This window comes from Duganella vulcania, from assembly GCF_009857655.1.
Lineage (GTDB): Bacteria > Pseudomonadota > Gammaproteobacteria > Burkholderiales > Burkholderiaceae_D > Rugamonas > Rugamonas vulcania.
In genome coordinates this window covers 1-4641 of the sequence record NZ_WWCX01000188.1, presented here as the reverse complement: position 1 = coordinate 4641, position 4641 = coordinate 1, and the positions used below count along the sequence as shown (strand labels likewise).

General features: G+C 70.5%; 4 protein-coding genes. 2 read left to right on the top strand and 2 right to left on the bottom strand.

Annotated elements, in window-relative coordinates; translation table 11 throughout:
* Together GTP90_RS34870 and GTP90_RS34865 are read left to right on the top strand one after the other, a co-directional pair.
* A partial coding sequence (locus GTP90_RS34870; protein WP_161087806.1) for a hypothetical protein occupies positions 1-1321 on the top strand: 1321 nt, incomplete at its 5' end.
* Between the two features lie 146 nt (positions 1322-1467).
* Complete coding sequence (locus GTP90_RS34865) at positions 1468-2346, top strand: head GIN domain-containing protein (RefSeq protein ID WP_161087805.1); 879 nt, start codon at positions 1468-1470, stop codon at positions 2344-2346.
* A 48-nt stretch (positions 2347-2394) separates the two neighbouring features.
* Here GTP90_RS34865 and GTP90_RS34860 read toward each other — a convergent pair whose 3' ends face one another.
* Both GTP90_RS34860 and GTP90_RS34855 read right to left on the bottom strand, forming a co-directional pair.
* Positions 2395-3894, bottom strand: a complete 1500-nt coding sequence (locus GTP90_RS34860) for a methyl-accepting chemotaxis protein (RefSeq protein WP_161087804.1) — start codon at positions 3892-3894, stop codon at positions 2395-2397.
* Positions 3895-3905: 11 nt separating this feature from the next.
* The coding region (locus GTP90_RS34855) for a putative bifunctional diguanylate cyclase/phosphodiesterase (RefSeq protein ID WP_161087803.1) at positions 3906-4641 on the bottom strand (736 nt) is incomplete at its 5' end.

Below are 4641 nucleotides of genomic sequence, written 5' to 3'. Positions count from 1 at the left end.
CCGCCGCGCGGCGGGCTGGCTGGCCCTGTCCGGGCTGGTCATGGGCGTGGGCGCCGGCCTCAAACTGACCAACGCCACCTTCGCGCTGGCGCTGTGCGCGGCGCTGCTGACCGTCGGCGGCGGCTGGTGGCAGCGCCTGCGCCTGTCGCTGGTGTTCGGCGTGGCGGTGCTGGCCGGCCTGGCCGCCGCCGCCGGCCACTGGTTCCTGCGCATGTGGCTCATGTTCGGCAATCCGCTGTTCCCGCAGATGAACGACGTGTTCCGCAGCCCGCTGGCGCAGCCGGTCGGCGTGGCCGACACCGCGCACCTGCCGCACAACCTGGCCGAGGCGCTGCTGTGGCCCTTCATCTTCACGCTCGACGGCCATCGCGTGTCCGAGCTGGTGATGCGCCAGATGATCTGGCCCGTGGTCTATGTGCTGTTCATCGCGCTGGCCGTGCGCCTGCTGGCCGGCCGGCTGCGCGGCGCTGGCACCGGCGCCAGCGCCAGCGCCGCCGCCGGCGACGCGACGGCTGGCCGCGAGCGTTTGCTGCTGGTGTTTTTCGCGCTGGGCTACCTGGGCTGGCTCAAGCTGTTCGGCATCTACCGCTACCTGGTGCCGCTGGAGCTGCTCGCGCCGCTGACGGTCTGGCTGCTGCTGCAGCGGCTCTGCAAGCCGCAACTGGCGCGCCGCGCCGGCGCCTGGGCGCTGACGCTGTGCGCCATCGTGGTCTTCCCGTTCTCCGCCTGGAGCCACAGCGGCTGGACCGCGGCCGGCTTCACCGCCGATGATCCCGGCCTGGCCGATCCGTCCTCCAGCCTGGTCTACACGGTGCACGGCGATCCGCCGATGGGCTGGATGGCCACCCTGCTGCCGCCGCAGGTGCCGGTGGTGGCGCTGGCCGGCGGCTTCCCGGAATCGCCCGCCTACCTGGAGCGCATCCGCGCGCTGGCGGCCAGCCGCCACGGCACCCATTACGTGATGCTGGTCGCCGCCGCCAACCACGAGGAGCTGACGCTGGCGAAGAAGAACCAGCTGGCCTCCTGGCTGGGCCAGACCGGCAGCGACGCCGCCTGCGCGCGGCTGGAGCGGATGATGGCCAAGGTCCGCTTCCACGTCGGCGTCGAGCCGCTGGCGGCGCCGGACGGGCCGCGCTGCCGCCTGGCGCTGCTGCCGCAGTACCGCATCGACCTGGCCGCGCGCAACCTGGCGCTGCAGCGCAAGGCGGCCGAGGACCTGCAACGCTACGGCCTGCGGCTGCGCCCGGACAGCTGCCGCGTCCATCGCGCCGCGATCGGCACCGAGCCCTATCCCTACCAGCTGTGCGAGGTGGACAAGTAAAGGCAGACAAGTAATCCAACGAACGGCGCCCAGGGCGCCGTTTGTGCGTCCCGGCCCCCGTTTTCTGCCGTTCGTCGCACGGCGCGGGCGGAGCGCGGGCGGCGGCGCTACAGTGTCGATACTATAACTTCAGGGACGATCCCATCATGCGCACTGCCATCTCCATCGCCGTCATCACCGCCCTCGCCACCCTCGCCGGCTGCGCCGTCATCGTCGTGCCGGACGACGGCAACGGCGGCGGCGTGCACTACAGCTCCGCCTTCGGCAGCTCGGCGGTGCAGGGCAACGGCCAGCAAACCACCGAACGCCGCGACGCCGCCGCCAGCGACGGCATCGACATCAACGGCCCGATGCAGGTCGAGGTGCGGGTCGGCGAGGCCGCCTCGCTGCAGGTCGAAGGCGACAGCAACCTGCTGCCGATGCTGCGCACCGACGCCACCGGCGGCACGCTGCGCATCTGGATCGACGGCAGCATCCGCAGCGCCAACCCGCTGCGCGTGATCTACACCACGCCGCAGCTGCGCCAGGTCAACGCCAACGGCTCCGGGCGCCTGTCGGTCAGCGGCTTGAACGGCGCGCCGTTCAACCTGAGCCAGAACGGTTCGCGCCAGGTGCAGCTGTCGGGCAATGTCAGCCGCTTTGACGTGCGCGTCAACGGCTCGGGCGCGGTGGACGCGGCCGGCCTGCAAAGCGGCTCCACCGTCGCCAGCGTGAACGGCTCCGGGCGCCTGAACCTGGGCCGCCTGAGCGGCGACACGCTGAACCTGGAGGTCCGGGGTTCGGGCGGCGCCAGCGCCACCGGCAACGTGCGCGGCATGAACGTGCGCGTGTACGGCTCGGGCAGCGCCGACCTGGCCGGCCTGAGCGGCCAGAGCGCCGAACTGGCGACCTACGGCTCCGGCAGCATCTCGGCCGGCGTCAGCCAGTCGCTGGTGGCCGACACCACCGGCTCCGGCCACGTCACCGTGTACGGCAACCCGTCCCAGCGCAGCATCAGCGGCAAGCACGTCAGCGTGATGCAGTAAGGGGCGCGCCGGGGAGCGGCGGACACGCCATGCGCCGTTTGCCGCCCCTCAGCGCACCTTGAAGAAGGACATGGAACTCTGCAGCTGACCGGCCTGGCCGCTCATCTCCTCGGCGGTGGCGGCCAGTTCCTCGGAGCTGGAGGCGTTCATCTGCGTGGTCTGGCTCAACTGGCTCATGGCCGAGTTGATCTGGCTCGCGCCCGTGGTCTGCTCCTCCGACGCCGCCGTGATCTCCTGCACCAGGCTGGAGGTGCGGCGGATATTGGGCAGCATGGTGTCGAGCAGGGCGCCGGCCTTTTCCGCCAGGTTGACGCTGCCGCTGGCGACCTGCTCGATCTCCTGCGCCGCCACCTGGCTGCGCTCGGCCAGCTTGCGCACCTCGGCCGCGACCACCGCGAAACCCTTGCCGTGGTCGCCCGCGCGCGCCGCCTCGATGGCCGCGTTCAGCGCCAGCAGGTTGGTCTGGTAGGCGATGTCGTCGATGATGCCGATCTTCTTGGCGATCTCGCGCATCGCCACCACCGTCGAGCGCACCGCCTCGCCGCCTTCGCCCGCCTCCTGCGCGGCCTTGCCGGCCATGCCGTCGGTGACCTTGGCGTTCTCGGTGTTCTGCGCGATCGAGGCCGACATCTGCTCGATGGCGGCGCTCGATTCCTCGGCCGCCGCGGCCTGCTCGCTGGCGCCCTGCGACAGCGACTGCGCGGTGGCGCTCACTTCCTCCGAGGCGCTGGCCAGCGCCTCGGCGCCGTGATTGACCTCGGTCACCACCCGCGACAGGTTGCCGACCATGGTGTGCATCGCCGCCAGCAGACTGGTGCTGTCGCCCGGCTTGATGTGCACCTGCATCGTCAGGTCGCCGGCGGCCACGCGGTTGACCACCTCGGCCGCGTAGTCCGGCTCGCCGCCCAGCTGGCGCAGCAGCGCGCGCGTGATGAGGGCGCTGATCAGCGCCACCGCCAGCAGCGTGCAGGCGGCGATGATGAGCGAGGTCCGCATGGCCGCCGCCTTCATCGCCACCGCGTCGTCCGCGCCTTTCTGCCCCAGTTCGATGTTGTAGTCGAAGTGGTTGTCGATGGCGGTCTGCAGCACCTGGATTTCCGGCCGGGCCAGTTCGAGCAGGGTGCGCGCCTTGTCGTTGCGGTTGGCGCGCGATTCGACCAGCACCGCCTCGACCATCGGCTGCACCTTGGCCCACGAGTCGCGCTCGCGCGCCAGGATGCCCTTGTCCTTGTCGTCGCTCACCAGCGCCTCGTATTTCTTGAGGTTGTCGTCGACGCCCTTGCGCATCTCGGCGATCTGGCCGTCGATTTCCGCCAGCTTCTTGTCGTCGGTGTTGAGCACGTGCTGGTTGACGCGGATGCGCAGGCGCAGCAGGCTGTCGCGCAGCCGGTCCAGCACCACCAGGCTGGGCACCGTGTTGACGGTCGAGTAGCTGGCCGAGTCGTAGACCTTGTTCATCTGGTACTGGCTCAAGCCCGCCAGCAAGGCGATGCCGGCCAGTGCTGCGCCGGCCAGCGCGATCATTTTCTGGACTACGGTAAGTTTCATCGCTCGCTCCCCTAGTTATGTGTGGCTGACGCGGCAGCCACCGCCGTCTTTCCTTGTAACCGGTCGATCAGCGCGGCCAGCGGCGCCGGCCGCGCGTACAGGTAGCCCTGCATGCAATCGCAGCCGTGGGCCACCAGGAAATCGGCCTGCGCCTGCGTCTCCACGCCCTCGGCCACCACCCGCAGCCCCAGGTGGCCGGCCATCGCCAGGATGGACTGCACCAGCGCGCGGCTGTTGGCGTCGTCCGGCGTGTCCATGACGAAGCTGCGGTCGATCTTCAGCTCGTACAGCGGCATCTTCTTCAGGTAGGCCAGGCTGGAATAGCCGGTGCCGAAATCGTCGATCGAGAAGCGCAGCCCCAGCGCCGCCAGTTCGTGCATGCGTTCGATGGTCTGCTCCATCTTGTCGATCAACAGGCCCTCGGTCACCTCCAGCACCAGCAGCGCGGCCGGGGCGCCGGTGTCGGCCAGCGTGCACCGCACCACGTCGACGAAATCGGCCTGGCGGAACTGGGTCGGGCTGACGTTGACCGACAGCGGCATGGCCAGCCCGGCGCGCGCCAGCTCCAGCACCGCCTCGCAGGCCTGGCGCAGCGCCCACGCGCCCAGTTCGATGATCAGCCCCGACTCCTCGGCCACCGGGATGAACACCTGCGGCGGCACCATCTCGCCGCCGGCCAGCGGCCAGCGCATCAGCAGCTCGCCGCCCACCACGCGGCCGCCGCGGTCGACCTGGGCCTGCACGTGC